This window comes from Pseudescherichia sp. (assembly GCF_031987975.1).
Lineage (GTDB): Bacteria > Pseudomonadota > Gammaproteobacteria > Enterobacterales > Enterobacteriaceae > Pseudescherichia.
Map to the genome: position 1 here is coordinate 353,407 of NZ_DALZYX010000007.1, position 12,844 is coordinate 366,250.

The window sequence follows — 12,844 nt, forward strand, 5'->3', positions numbered from 1 at the left end:
TAAGAAAGGCTTATGAATAAGAATCGGCAAATGTCATGCTTTTGCCTGATATCCTGTTGCAGAATATTACTGCTCGCTGGTCGTTAACGCTGGTTGCACTAAGCTTACTTTCACGCGGCGACGAAATATCTACTCTTTATACGCCGTGAGGTGAAAGAATACTCTTTTACTGAATGCAGTATGATGTCTAATGTATTAATTCTGGAGGTCAGAAATGGCAGAACATCGTGGTGGTTCTGGTAACTTCGCAGAAGATCGTGAAAAAGCATCAGAAGCAGGTCGTAAAGGTGGCCAGCACAGCGGGGGTAACTTCAAAAACGACCCTGAGCGCGCATCAGAAGCTGGCAAAAAAGGGGGCAAAAGTAGCCATGGTGGTGGCGGCCAGGGCGGTGGCGGTAACCGCTAGATGCCAGTACCATCGCAGCGTATGATAAGTTAATCCTATTACCTATCTTACGTTTGTCCCGCCGTCGGGTTCGCCCGGCGGTTTTTTTTATCTCTTTTTTCCGCTAAGCCGTTGAACTGACTCTCCTGCCATCGCACACTACGGGCTTCGTCCTGGGCCGGTGGTAAAATGATCTCTTTCTTCTCTCGCTATAAATTCTCCGTTAAGCCGCAGGAAGCCCTGCTGATCCTGATTACGATGTTTTGGGGCGGTACCTTTCTGGCAGTCCAGTACGCGGTAACGCTCAGCGGGCCGCTCTTTTTCGTTGGTCTGCGCTTTGCTACGGCGGCTATCGCGGTTGCGTTGCTTTCCCTTAAGGTATTGCGCGGTATCACATGGCTTGAGATCAAGGCGGGCGTGGCCATCGGGGTCTCCATCGCTTTTGGATACGGCCTGCAAACCTGGGGACTCCAGACCATCTCCAGCAGCAAATCTGCCTTTATTACGGCGATGTATGTGCCGCTGGTTCCGCTATTGCAGTGGCTTTGCCTTGGCAGGCTGCCGGGGTTAATGTCCTGTGTAGGGATCGCGTTGGCTTTTGCTGGGCTGATATTACTGGCAGGGCCAGATGGCAACCTGCTGGCAATGGGAGAGGGGGAGTGGATCACTTTGGTTAGCGCAGTGGCCATTGCCGCAGAAATTATTTTGATTAGCGCCTGGGCGGGCAGGGTGGATATTCGACGGGTGACCGTGATCCAGTTGGCTACCGCGTCGCTGGTGGCCTTTGCCGCGGCCGGTCCGGCTGGGGAGTCCGTGCCGCCGTTTTCACCCGCGCTGCTGCTGGTCGCGATGGGGCTGGGCATTTTCAGCGCCATTATTCAGGTCACTATGAACTGGGCGCAGCGCAGCGTATCGCCTACCCGCGCAACAGTGATCTATACCGGTGAGCCGGTCTGGGCGGGCATTTTTGGTCGTCTGGCAGGAGAACGCCTGCCGCTGCTGGCGCTATTTGGCGGAGCGCTGATTGTGCTGGGCGTGCTGGTCAGCGAGCTTAAGCTCAGCCGAAAGAAAGCGCCGTCGGCGACGGCGTCATTTACCGAAGAGTAAGGTGGCGTGGTCAGTTGGCTGGCGGTAGCGGGCAGCTGAGATCGCCCTCTTCACACTGCATCAGCGAGGCCAGGAAGGCTTCGCGCTCGGCGGTTTTATCGTGCAGACACTGGTTATGGATCATCGGCTGCACGCTACCGCCTTCAGTGCCGGAGGCGATCAGCGCGCAGTCTGCATCGCGCAGACTAATCCACGTCTGCTGCGCTTTCTTCAACAGCTCTTGCTGCGGAGCTGCTGCCCGCTGCATAGCGGCCTGATAGGTCTCATTGAGTTTTTTATCCGCCGTCTGATACTGCTGCGCGGTGCAACTGTTTAGATCGGACTGGGTGCTGGCATTGTCACACTCGTCTGCCAGCGCGCCGGTGCTCAGCAGTAACGCCGTGCCTGCGATAAGTAAACGTTTCATATTGTCTCCGCAAAAAATAAGGCCCCGTTACCGGAGCCTTATTATCATAGCCTTAGCCGATTGTCATCAGGCTGGCGTTGCCTCCGGCCGCAGCGGTGTTGACGCTCAGGGAGCGCTCCAGGTAGAGACGTTCTAGTACGATCGCCGTTTCGCCACGAGCAAAGCCCTGCACCGAGATAATCGCCCCTTCACGGGCGGCCACCTGCTCGCAGATCGCCCGCAGCTGGTCGGAGTCACCGTGATAGATCACCGCGTCAAACGCCTGGGTCAGCAGCGACTCCGGCTTGGCGAAGGCGATACGCTCCGCAACCGTCTGCGGCAGCTGTTTCGCCAGATCGCGATGCAGCCCATCTTCCGGCCACAGCACCTTGCTGCCCACTGCCAGCACCGCTGCCAGCTGCACCAGTGCATCCTGCTCGTTGTCGGCCATGCACAGTACGCTATCCCGCGGCAGCAGGGTCCAGGTGTTGCGCTCGCCGGTAGGGCCAGGCAGCAGGCGCTGGGTACCGCTCTGCGCCTGTTCGCCAAACTGCTGGCAGAGTTCCACCAGCTCAGGGCGGCTGGTCGCCCAGGCGCTCAGGGCTTCCAGCGGCTGAGCCAGCACGCTGCGCAGACGAGCATCCACCGGCCGCTCTGCATCATGCCGTGCCAGGGTAACCCCCAGCGCATTTTGCGGTCGGCTGGCCAGCAGGCGGTAGAGATAAAGCGGCCCGCCTGCTTTAGGACCGGTGCCGGACAGCCCCTCGCCGCCAAATGGCTGGACACCAACGACTGCGCCGACCATGTTGCGGTTGACGTAGAGGTTACCCACGTAAGCGTTGCCGGTAACCTGAGCAATGGTCTCGTCGATACGGGTATGCACCCCGAGCGTCAGGCCATAGCCAGAAGCATTGATCTGGCGGATGGTGTCATCCAGCTGGCTGCGGCTGTAGCGCACCACGTGCAGCACTGGACCGAAGACCTCTTTTTTCAGCTCGTCGATGCTGTCCAGTTCGATCAGCGTCGGGGCAACAAAGGTGCCGGTTTGCCACTCTTTTGCATCTTCGCTATTTTCCCGCACTGCCTGGAACACAGCATGGCCTTTTGCCCGCATCGCCTGAATATGGCGTTCAATGGCGTTTTTCGCCTCCGCATCGATTACCGGACCGATATCAGTCGACAGACGGCCAGGGTTACCCATCCGACTCTCCGCCATCGCGCCGCGCAGCATTTTCAGAGTGTGATCGGCAATATCCTCCTGCAAGCAGAGCAGACGCAGTGCGGAGCAGCGCTGACCAGCACTGTCAAACGCCGAGGCCATTACATCGACCACCACCTGCTCGGTCAGCGCCGAGGAGTCAACGATCATCGCATTCATACCGCCGGTTTCGGCGATCAGCGGCGTCGGACGGCCCTGTGCGTCGAGGCGCGGCGCAATGCTGCGCTGCAGCAGGGAGGCGACCTCGGTCGAGCCGGTGAACATCACGCCGCGCACGCGGTTGTCGGCGGTCAGCTGCGCGCCAACGGTCTCACCCCGGCCCGGCAGGAGCTGAACGACCCCGGCAGGGACGCCCGCCTCCCGCAGCAGAGCCACGCTCTGGGCGGCAATCAGCGGCGTCTGCTCCGCTGGCTTCGCCAGCACGCTGTTACCCGCTGCGAGAGCGGCGGCAACCTGGCCGGTAAAGATCGCCAGCGGGAAGTTCCACGGACTAATACAGACCACCGGACCCAGCGGACGGTGCGTCTCGTTGTCAAAATCGTCCCGCACCTGGCCCGCGTAGTAGCGCAGGAAATCCACCGCTTCACGCACCTCGGCAATAGCGTTGCTGAAGGTTTTACCCGCCTCACGCACCAGAATACCGATCAGCTGCTGGGTCTGATCTTCCATCAGCATGGCGGCACGCTCCAGAATGGCAGCGCGCTCTTCGGGCGGCGTAGCAAACCAAATTGGCCCGTTGTTCACCGCGCTCTCCAGCGCCTGCTCAACTTCTGCGGCGGTGGCTTCCCGGGCGTAGCCGACAATGTCCTTCGGCTCCGCCGGGTTGATGACGGCAGTCATCTCGCCCTCTTCGACCGGCTGCTCCAGCAGCGGCGCAGCCTGCCAGCTGTGCAGGGCACTGTTGAGCAGGGCAGAGGAGAGGGACGCCAGCCGGTGCTCGTTCGCCAGATCCAGCCCGGCGGCGTTAACCCGGCCTTCGCCGTAGAGATCTACGGGTAGGGGGATCTTCGGATGCGGCAGGCCAATCTGTCCCTCCTGGGAAGCCAGCTTCTCAACGGCGGTCACCGGATCGGCCACCAGCTCGTCGAGGGGCAGGGTGGTGTCGGCGATGCGGTTAACAAAGGAGGTGTTTGCGCCGTTCTCCAGCAGGCGGCGGACCAGGTAGGCCAGCAGCGTTTCATGGGTACCGACCGGGGCGTAGATACGGCAAGGGCGGTTCAGCTTGCCGTCGGCAATATTGCCCACCACCTGCTCATAGAGCGGTTCACCCATGCCGTGCAGGCACTGGAACTCATACTGCCCCGGATAGTAGTTCTCGCCAGCAAGCTGATAGATAGCGGCCAGGGTATGGGCGTTATGGGTCGCAAACTGCGGGTAGATCAGATTCGGTACGCTGAGCAGCTTTTTCGCGCAGGCGATATAGGAGACGTCGGTGTAAACCTTGCGGGTGTAGACCGGATACCCCTCCAGCCCCTCAACCTGGGCGCGTTTGATTTCGCTATCCCAGTAGGCGCCTTTCACCAGACGGATCATCAGGCGGCGACGGCTGCGGGAGGCGAGGTCGGTCAGGTAGTCAATGACAAACGGGCAGCGCTTCATATAGGCCTGGATGACGAAGCCGATGCCGTTCCAGCCAGCCAGATCCGGATCAAAGCAGAGTTTTTCCAGCAGATCGAGGGAGATCTCCAGCCGATCCGCCTCTTCGGCGTCGATGTTGATCCCAATATCGTACTGGCGCGCAAGCAGGGTTAATGACTTCAGGCGCGGATAGAGTTCACTCATCACCCGGTCATACTGCGCTCGGCTGTAGCGCGGATGCAGGGCCGACAGCTTGATGGAGATCCCCGGGCCTTCATAGATGCCGCGGCCGTTAGAGGCTTTGCCGATGGCGTGGATCGCCTGCTGATAGGAGACCATATAGGCCTGCGCGTCCGTGGCGGTCAGCGCCGCCTCGCCCAGCATATCGTAGGAGTAGCGGAACCCTTTATCCTCCAGCTTACGGGCGTTGGCCAGCGCTTCGGCGATGGTTTCCCCGGTAACAAACTGCTCGCCCATCAGGCGCATCGCCATATCCACGCCTTTGCGGATCAGTGGCTCGCCGCTCTTGCCAATGATGCGGTTCAGCGAGCGCGAGAGGCTGGCTTCGTTATGGGTAGAGACCAGGCGGCCAGTAAACAGCAGGCCCCAGGTCGCGGCGTTGACAAATAGCGAGGGGCTGCGGCCGATATGCGACTGCCAGTTGCCGTTGCTGATTTTGTCACGGATCAGTGCGTCCCGGGTGGCCTTGTCCGGAATACGCAGCAGCGCTTCGGCCAGACACATCAGGGCCACGCCCTCCTGAGAGGAGAGGGAGAACTCCTGCAGCAGGCTCTGCACCATTCCGGCACGGCCGGTAGCGGTTTTCTGGTTACGCAGCTTTTCTGCGAGGCGGTAGGCCAGCTTCTGCGCCCGATCGGCGATCGGCTCCGGCAGGCGCGCCTGCTCCAGCAGCATCGGCACGGCGTCGGTTTCGGCACGTCGCCAGGCGGCGGTAATGGCCGCGCGGCTCACGGACTGGGGCAGGATCTGCTCGGCAAACTCCAGGAAGGGCTGATGCGGCTCATCTTTCAAGACGCTGGCGTCGGTTTGCTCACTCTCTACGCCGTTATTCTGGCTTGGTAGCTCCGGCAGCGCATCACCGCTCTCGACGCGCTCAAGATAGTTAAAGATGGCCTGCTTAATCAGCCAGTGCGGCGTGCGATCGATCTGCGTCGCCGCCTGCTTAATACGGTCACGCGTGGCGTCATCAAGCTTAACCCCCATCGTGGTGCTACCCATGCATCTACTCCTCGTTAATATCGTACTCTGTGTCGTTAGCGAGAAATATCTACCATGTTGCAACTTTGTGCAACCGTGTTAATTGTGACACGGGCAACAAGCTGAAAAATGAATGGATTGTTAACGGTGATCGGACGTCAAAAAGTTGCGCTAGCACCCCTGAAAGCCAGAAACCATGCGGCGCTTAACACTTTTGCACGGTGTTACCTTGTAAAGCGTGAGCGAGTGCAACCTATTAGAAAATGGTATCGTGACGGGGATGTAATTCATGTGAATGCCATGTTAAATCGATTGTGGTTAGGAATCGCTTCCGGCAGGATACGGTCGCCCAACACAACAACGACACCTTTTCCCCGTTCCGGAAAAGGTCAACGCAGCAGATAGCACGTCTGCTGACGAAAAGATCTGGAGACTTTTTAATGGCAATGAGTACCCCGATGCTGGTGACGTTTCTCGTTTACATCTTCGGCATGATTTTAATTGGTTTTGTCGCATGGCGATCGACAAAAAACTTTGACGACTACATTCTCGGTGGGCGCAGCTTAGGGCCGATGGTGACTGCACTCTCTGCGGGCGCATCCGATATGAGCGGCTGGCTGCTGATGGGCCTGCCTGGGGCGATTTTTATCTCTGGGATCTCTGAAAGCTGGATTGCCATTGGCCTGACTTTAGGGGCATGGATTAACTGGAAACTGGTGGCGGGCCGCCTGCGCGTGCATACCGAGGTGAACAACAACGCCTTGACGCTGCCTGACTACTTTACCGGCCGATTTGAAGACCGTAGCCGCGTGCTGCGTATCATCTCTGCGCTGGTTATTCTGCTCTTCTTCACCATCTATTGTGCATCCGGCATCGTGGCAGGGGCGCGTCTGTTTGAGAGCACCTTTGGCATGAGTTACGAAACCGCGCTGTGGGCCGGTGCGGCGGCAACCATCATCTACACTTTCGTGGGCGGGTTCCTGGCCGTAAGCTGGACCGACACCGTGCAGGCCAGCCTGATGATTTTTGCCCTGATCCTCACCCCGGTAATGGTGATGGTTTCCGTAGGCGGCTTTGACGACTCGCTGATGGTGATCAAGCAGAAGAGCATTGAAAACGTGGATATGCTCAAAGGGTTAAACTTCGTGGCTATCGTCTCGCTGCTGGGCTGGGGCCTGGGCTACTTTGGCCAGCCGCATATTCTGGCGCGCTTTATGGCGGCGGATTCCCACCACACTATCGTTCATGCCCGCCGCATCAGCATGACCTGGATGATCCTCTGCCTGGCCGGGGCGGTAGCCGTGGGCTTCTTCGGTATCGCTTACTACAACAATAACCCAGGGCAGGCTGGGGCAGTAAATCAAAACGCCGAGCGCGTATTTATCGAGCTGGCGCAGGTGCTGTTTAACCCGTGGGTTGCAGGCGTGCTGCTCTCCGCTATTCTGGCGGCGGTCATGTCCACCCTGAGCTGTCAGCTGCTGGTCTGCTCCAGCGCCATCACGGAAGATCTCTACAAGGCATTCCTGCGTAAAGGCGCAAGCCAGACCGAGCTGGTATGGGTCGGACGCGTCATGGTGCTGGTGGTCGCACTGGTAGCCATCGCTCTGGCCGCCAACCCGGAAAACCGCGTGCTGGGTCTGGTAAGCTACGCCTGGGCCGGTTTTGGTGCCGCCTTTGGGCCGGTGGTGCTCTTCTCAGTACTGTGGTCACGCATGACCCGTAACGGCGCGCTGGCGGGGATGATCATCGGTGCAGTAACCGTTATCGTCTGGAAGCACTTCGAGCTGCTGGGCCTGTACGAGATCATTCCTGGCTTTATCTTTGGCAGCATCGGTATTGTGCTCTTCAGCCTGCTGGATAAAGCGCCGTCCGCAAGTATGCAGGCGCGCTTTGCCGAGGCGGATGCACACTATCACTCTAAGCCGGAACCACGCGTAGCAGGCTAACCGTTCTTAACGCACCGGAGCCACTCTCCGGTGCGTTTTATTACTTCGCATTAACAATTCTCCAACCTTCAATTCACCTTCAAGCCCGCACGTTGTCCCGCGTAACATTCTGAGAAACTTCCGCACAGAAATTACTTGTGTTTATCTCTGGCGTAATGATAATCACTATCATTGAAATTTACTTTTCTTTGCATCTTTTGACGCTGCTTAACATTCAAAGGTTTACCGCATGTTTGTGCCATTTCTCATTATGTTACGTGAAGGACTCGAAGCGGCGCTGATCGTTAGCCTCATTGCCAGCTATCTGAAGCGAACTCAACGCGGCCGCTGGATAGGCGTAATGTGGATCGGTGTTTTTCTCGCCGCCGCACTCTGCCTGGCGCTCGGTATCATCATCAATGAAACCACCGGTGAGTTTCCGCAAAAAGAGCAGGAGCTATTTGAAGGTATCGTCGCGGTGATTGCCGTAGTGATCCTGACGTGGATGGTCTTCTGGATGCGCAAAGTGTCGCGCAACGTTAAGGTGCAGCTTGAGCAGGCGGTAGATAACGCCCTGAAGCAGGGCAATCATCACGGCTGGGCGCTGATTATGATGGTCTTCTTTGCCGTGGCCCGGGAGGGGCTGGAGTCAGTCTTCTTCCTGCTGGCGGCGTTTCAGCAGGATGTCGGGATCTGGCCGCCGGTGGGCGCACTCACCGGACTGGCGACAGCCGTGGTGATAGGCTTCCTTATCTACTGGGGTGGCATCCGTCTCAACATGGCGGCATTTTTCAAATGGACCAGCCTGTTTATTCTGCTGGTGGCCGCTGGCCTTGCCGCCGGGGCGATCCGCGCTTTCCACGAAGCCGGTCTCTGGAACCACTTCCAGCAGGTGGCTTTCGATCTCAGCAATACCCTGAGCACCCATACGCTGTTTGGCACCCTGCTGGAGGGTATTTTTGGTTACCAGGAAGCCCCCAGCGTCAGTGAAGTGGTGGTCTGGTTTGCCTACCTGATTCCGGCGCTGGTGCTGTTTATGCTGCCGCCGCGCCCGGGGGCACAGATGTCTCCCGGTGCCTCCTGATGTTTATTGATAGTGATAACAGTAGTTACAACATACTTTTTAAGGGAAAGGTCATGGCATCGCATTTTCGTCGTAGTGCTTTACAGGTAAGTATTGCCGCGCTGCTCGCCTGCGCGTTTAGCGCCCAGGCGGCGGATGTTCCACAGGTGAAGGTCACGGTAACGGATAAGCAGTGTGAACCGATGAACCTTACGGTCAACGCCGGGAAAACACAGTTTATTATCCTCAACCACAGCCAGAAAGCACTGGAGTGGGAGATCCTGAAGGGCGTTATGGTTGTTGAGGAGCGCGAGAACATCGCTCCAGGTTTTAGCCAGAAGCTGACCGCCAACCTGCAGCCGGGCGAATATGAGATGACCTGCGGTCTGCTGACCAACCCGAAGGGCAAGCTGGTTGTCAAAGGTGCCGCCACGGCGGATGCAGCCAAGGGTGACGCGCTGCTAAGCCTCAGCGGGGCGATTACCGAGTATAAAGCTTACGTTACCCAGGAGATGAGCGGCCTGGTAGCCAAAACCAAAGCCTTTACCGACGCGGTGAAGGCGGGCGATATCGAGAAAGCAAAATCGCTCTATGCTCCTACGCGTCAGCACTACGAGCGCATTGAGCCGATCGCCGAGCTCTTCTCTGACCTCGACGGCAGCATCGATGCCCGCGAAGATGACTATGAGCAGAAGGCTGCCGACCCGAAATTCACCGGCTTCCACCGCCTCGAAAAAGCGCTGTTTGGCGATAACGCCACGAAAGGTATGGAGCAGTATGCTGACCAGCTGAATAGCGACGTGCTTGAGCTGCAAAAACGCATCAGCGAGCTGGCTTTCCCACCGTCTAAGGTAGTCGGCGGCGCGGCTGGGCTGATTGAAGAGGTTGCGGCCAGCAAAATCAGCGGGGAAGAGGATCGCTACAGCCACACCGATCTCTGGGACTTCCAGGCTAACGTTGACGGTGCGCAGAAAATTGTCGATCTGCTGCGCCCGCAGCTGCAAAAAGGCAACGCCGAACTGCTGGCGAAGGTGGATGCCAACTTCAAAAAAGTCGATACCATCCTCGCAAAATACCGCACCAAAGATGGCTTTGAGACCTATGACAAACTGACCGACGCCGATCGCACGGCGCTGAAAGGACCGATCACTACCCTTGCGGAAGATCTGGCCCAGTTGCGCGGTGTACTCGGACTGGATTAAGCATGACAGAGCATGATGAGCACGGCGTGAGCGAGCCTTCACGCCGCCGTTTACTGAAAAGCATGGGCGCGCTGGGTGGCGCCCTGGCGCTGGCGGGCGGCTGTCCGGTAGCCCATGCGGCAAAGCCTAACAGCGCTCCCGGCACCCTGTCGCCGGATGCGCGGATGGAGACCCAGCCGTTCTACGGCGAACACCAGGCGGGGATCCTGACGCCGCAGCAGGCCTCAATGATGCTGGTGGCTTTTGACGTGCTGGCCAGCGACAAATCGGAGCTGGAGCGGCTATTTCGCCTGCTGACCCAGCGGATTGCGTTTTTAACGACCGGCGGTCCCGCGCCGGATACGCCCAATCCGCGTATGCCGCCGATGGACTCCGGTATTCTCGGCGGCTTTATTGCCCCGGATAACCTGACCATTACCGTTTCGGTAGGCAAATCGTTGTTTGATGAACGCTTTGGTTTAGGCCCGCAGATGCCGAAGAAGCTGGAGAAGATGACGCGCTTCCCCAATGATTCGCTGGATGCGGCCCTGTGCCATGGCGATCTGCTGCTGCAAATCTGCGCTAACACCGGGGATACGGTGATCCACGCCCTGCGCGATATCATTAAATATACCCCGGATCTACTCAGCATCCGCTGGAAGCGGGAAGGGTTTATCTCCGACCATGCGGCACGCAGCAAAGGGAAAGAGACGCCGATCAATCTGCTGGGCTTTAAAGACGGCACCGGTAACCCTGACAGTCAGAACGGCGCTCTGATGAAGAGTGTGGTATGGGTTACACCGGACCAGCAGGAGCCAGCCTGGGCGGTGGGCGGCAGCTATCAGGCGGTACGCATTATTCAATTTCGCGTCGAGTTCTGGGATCGCACGCCGCTTAAGGAGCAGCAGACCATCTTTGGGCGCAACAAGCTGAGTGGGGCGCCGCTGGGTATGCAGCATGAGCATGACGTGCCGGACTATACTCGCGATCCGGAAGGTGAGGTTATTGCCCTCGATAGCCATATACGCCTTGCCAACCCGCGTACGCCAGAGACTGAGGTGAACCTGATGATGCGCCGGGGCTACAGCTACTCGCTGGGGGTAACCAACTCTGGCCAGCTGGATATGGGCCTGCTGTTTGTCTGCTTCCAGCACGATCTGGAGAAGGGCTTCCTGACCGTGCAGAAGCGGCTGAACGGCGAGGCGCTGGAAGAGTATATCAAGCCGATCGGCGGGGGATACTTCTTTGCGCTGCCCGGCGTGAAGGATACGCAGCACTACCTGGCTCAGCCGCTGCTGGAGGCGTAGCCTGCTGCCCTCTGCCTGGCGAGGCAGGGGCGGCCATCATTTTTTTCTATGAGCGCAATCCTGTTATATTTTTGTAATATTAATGTCAGAAACTGACTCCGAGTAAGAGGACAGGATCGTTATATTTAGGTAAATATAATGTTGCTTTTATGAAAATTTTTGTTTTACTTATATCAACAGCGGTAGTTCCCGGCAGTGAACGATTCACTATGGAGATCGCGAATGGTAAGGTCCGGCTCAGGACAATCAGAACACTCAATCCGCCATGTTCGGTGCGGGCAGTACGCCACCGATAGCGATCGTCTCACCGCCAGAATCTCCTCTTCCCTCATCAAAACAACTGAATTTACCGACGTGGCAAACGACACAGTGGGTGGGTTTACCGCGTCTTTTCATCAGCAAGTCATGGCTTACAAGGAAGCCAAACCTCAGACGTTCGTGCGCATAATCGTGCCGGTAGCGGCACGTGTGATGTAAACCTACAACTCAAGGTGCTATCCATGGGAAGACAGAAAGCAGTGATCAAAGCTCGTCGTGAAGCAAAACGTGTGCTGAGACGAGATTCGCGCAGCCACAAACAGCGTGAAGAAGAGTCGGTCACCTCGCTTGTGCAGATGAGCGGCGTTGAATCAATTGGTATGGCGCGGGATAGCCGTGATAACTCGCCAATTGTCGCGCGCAATGAAGCTCAGGCGCACTACCTGAATGCTATCGAGAGTAAACAGCTAATCTTTGCAACAGGTGAAGCAGGATGCGGTAAAACCTGGATCAGCGCAGCGAAAGCGGCGGAAGCCCTGATCCATAAGGATGTGGACAGAATTATCGTCACCCGTCCGGTCCTGCAAGCCGATGAAGATCTTGGCTTCTTACCCGGAGATATCTCGGAGAAGTTCGCTCCCTACTTCCGGCCCGTCTACGACGTGCTGGTCAAACGCCTTGGAGCGTCCTTCATGCAATACTGCCTGCGGCCAGAGATTGGTAAGGTGGAAATCGCGCCGTTCGCCTATATGCGCGGACGTACATTTGAAAACGCGGTCGTGATTCTTGACGAGGCTCAGAATGTGACCGCCGCGCAAATGAAGATGTTTTTGACACGCCTCGGGGAGAACGTGACCGTGATTGTAAACGGCGACATCACCCAGTGCGACCTGCCGTCGGGCGTCCAGTCCGGCCTGAGCGATGCGCTGGCACGTTTTGAGGAAGATGAGATGGTTGGCGTAGTCCGCTTCACGAAAGATGACTGCGTGCGCTCGGCCCTCTGCCAGCGAACGCTGCTGGCCTACTACTGACGAAATAACGTAATGAATAATGTGATTGCAAAGCCCGGGTGACCGGGCTTTGTTTTTGGTCGGGTAGGGGGCGGGTGTAAATCGTAGCCCCGCTAAGCGTAGCGCCACCCGGGGGATTGACTCGCTTCGCTCGCCCTCCGGGCAGCCCGCTCGCTGCGCTCCCGGTCTGTCCAACGTGCTGACGCCC

The 12,844-nt window shown here is 57.8% G+C and carries 10 protein-coding genes; 7 read left to right on the forward strand and 3 right to left on the reverse strand.

The window, feature by feature from the left end:
* Window positions 1–214 precede the first annotated feature (214 nt).
* On the forward strand, window positions 215–406 hold the full coding sequence (locus tag RTN40_RS15010) for a general stress protein (RefSeq protein WP_042392600.1): 192 nt from the start codon (window positions 215–217) through the stop codon (window positions 404–406).
* Window positions 407–574: 168 nt separating this feature from the next.
* On the forward strand, window positions 575–1,492 hold the full coding sequence (locus RTN40_RS15015; RefSeq protein ID WP_312229153.1) for a DMT family transporter: 918 nt from the start codon (window positions 575–577) through the stop codon (window positions 1,490–1,492).
* Window positions 1,493–1,502: 10 nt separating this feature from the next.
* On the opposite strand, the gene RTN40_RS15020 is transcribed toward RTN40_RS15015, so the two are convergent.
* Both RTN40_RS15020 and putA read right to left on the reverse strand, forming a co-directional pair.
* Window positions 1,503–1,898, reverse strand: coding sequence for a lysozyme inhibitor LprI family protein (locus tag RTN40_RS15020; protein WP_312229154.1), 396 nt, complete (start codon window positions 1,896–1,898; stop codon window positions 1,503–1,505).
* A 52-nt stretch (window positions 1,899–1,950) separates the two neighbouring features.
* Window positions 1,951–5,913 carry a trifunctional transcriptional regulator/proline dehydrogenase/L-glutamate gamma-semialdehyde dehydrogenase gene (gene putA / locus RTN40_RS15025; RefSeq protein WP_312229155.1) on the reverse strand — a complete coding sequence of 1,321 codons (3,963 nt, stop codon included), beginning with the start codon at window positions 5,911–5,913 and terminating at the stop codon, window positions 1,951–1,953.
* A 419-nt stretch (window positions 5,914–6,332) separates the two neighbouring features.
* Here putA and putP point away from each other — a divergent pair, with 419 nt between their 5' ends.
* The 4 genes from putP (at window position 6,333) to efeB (ending at window position 11,368) form a co-directional block, all read left to right on the forward strand.
* Window positions 6,333–7,838, forward strand: a complete 1,506-nt coding sequence (gene putP, locus RTN40_RS15030) for a sodium/proline symporter PutP (RefSeq protein ID WP_312229156.1) — start codon at window positions 6,333–6,335, stop codon at window positions 7,836–7,838.
* A 229-nt stretch (window positions 7,839–8,067) separates the two neighbouring features.
* Entirely contained in the window at window positions 8,068–8,901 is an 834-nt protein-coding gene (efeU, locus tag RTN40_RS15035) for an iron uptake transporter permease EfeU (RefSeq protein ID WP_222890109.1), read from the forward strand.
* A gap of 53 nt (window positions 8,902–8,954) precedes the next feature.
* A complete protein-coding gene (gene efeO, locus RTN40_RS15040) occupies window positions 8,955–10,082 on the forward strand; it encodes an iron uptake system protein EfeO (RefSeq protein ID WP_312229157.1) in 1,128 nt (375 codons plus the stop codon).
* Between the two features lie 2 nt (window positions 10,083–10,084).
* Entirely contained in the window at window positions 10,085–11,368 is a 1,284-nt protein-coding gene (gene efeB, locus RTN40_RS15045; RefSeq protein ID WP_312229158.1) for an iron uptake transporter deferrochelatase/peroxidase subunit, read from the forward strand.
* A gap of 255 nt (window positions 11,369–11,623) precedes the next feature.
* On the opposite strand, the gene RTN40_RS15050 is transcribed toward efeB, so the two are convergent.
* Window positions 11,624–11,764, reverse strand: a complete 141-nt coding sequence (locus RTN40_RS15050; protein ID WP_312229159.1) for a hypothetical protein — start codon at window positions 11,762–11,764, stop codon at window positions 11,624–11,626.
* A gap of 104 nt (window positions 11,765–11,868) precedes the next feature.
* Between RTN40_RS15050 and phoH the strand changes: the two genes are divergently transcribed.
* The gene (phoH, locus tag RTN40_RS15055) at window positions 11,869–12,657 is read left to right on the forward strand and encodes a phosphate starvation-inducible protein PhoH (protein WP_312210638.1); all 789 of its coding nucleotides are present in this window, start codon (window positions 11,869–11,871) and stop codon (window positions 12,655–12,657) included.
* Window positions 12,658–12,844 lie beyond the last annotated feature (187 nt).

Coding starts and splice junctions, on each gene's coding strand:
- RTN40_RS15010 (WP_042392600.1), top strand. CDS start 215: ATGGCAGAACATCGTGGTGGTTCTGGTAACTTCGCAGAAGATCGTGAA.
- RTN40_RS15015 (WP_312229153.1), top strand. CDS start 575: ATGATCTCTTTCTTCTCTCGCTATAAATTCTCCGTTAAGCCGCAGGAA.
- RTN40_RS15020 (WP_312229154.1), bottom strand. CDS start 1,898: ATGAAACGTTTACTTATCGCAGGCACGGCGTTACTGCTGAGCACCGGC.
- putA (WP_312229155.1), bottom strand. CDS start 5,913: ATGGGTAGCACCACGATGGGGGTTAAGCTTGATGACGCCACGCGTGAC.
- putP (WP_312229156.1), top strand. CDS start 6,333: ATGGCAATGAGTACCCCGATGCTGGTGACGTTTCTCGTTTACATCTTC.
- efeU (WP_222890109.1), top strand. CDS start 8,068: ATGTTTGTGCCATTTCTCATTATGTTACGTGAAGGACTCGAAGCGGCG.
- efeO (WP_312229157.1), top strand. CDS start 8,955: ATGGCATCGCATTTTCGTCGTAGTGCTTTACAGGTAAGTATTGCCGCG.
- efeB (WP_312229158.1), top strand. CDS start 10,085: ATGACAGAGCATGATGAGCACGGCGTGAGCGAGCCTTCACGCCGCCGT.
- RTN40_RS15050 (WP_312229159.1), bottom strand. CDS start 11,764: ATGAAAAGACGCGGTAAACCCACCCACTGTGTCGTTTGCCACGTCGGT.
- phoH (WP_312210638.1), top strand. CDS start 11,869: ATGGGAAGACAGAAAGCAGTGATCAAAGCTCGTCGTGAAGCAAAACGT.